This is a genomic window from Pseudomonas sp. RIT-PI-AD, from assembly GCF_025642785.1.
Classification (GTDB): Bacteria; Pseudomonadota; Gammaproteobacteria; order Pseudomonadales; family Pseudomonadaceae; genus Pseudomonas_T.
Window position 1 is genome coordinate 1 of sequence record NZ_JANZKU010000075.1, and the last position, 406, is coordinate 406.

Consider the following 406-nt stretch of genomic DNA (forward strand, 5'->3'; position numbering starts at 1 on the left):
TAGGCCGGGCCCGCCCGCGCCGATCCCTGTCGACCCGGTGATGCCGCCGGGCTACGTCCAAGACCCCGCCCCGGCGGGGTTTTCGTTTATCTGGCGGGCGTTCGTGGTGATGGGCTGTGGATGTGAGCGGCCGGGTGTGCGCCGACATCCGCATCAATCGCCCCGAGGGCGGCGCTGCCGAGGCGGAGTTCTCCCTGGCGTACCAGCAGGGCGAGGCCGTGCCGGCGAACCTGCAGGGTGCCGTCGTCACGGTGGATTACCAGAGCCAGGACGGCGACGTCCTCACCCAGGAACGACGCTTTACCGGGGTCGTGACCATCCCCAGCTGGGACCCGCGCACCCGGGAAATGCGAATCACCGCGAGCGACCGGCTCCAGAACCGCATCGAGGAAACCAGCGTCGCCGC

The 406-nt window shown here is 70.0% G+C and carries 1 pseudogene; it reads left to right on the forward strand.

The window, feature by feature from the left end:
- Window positions 1-116 precede the first annotated feature (116 nt).
- Window positions 117-406, forward strand: a pseudogene (locus tag OGL92_RS22095) (hypothetical protein); the annotation flags it as partial.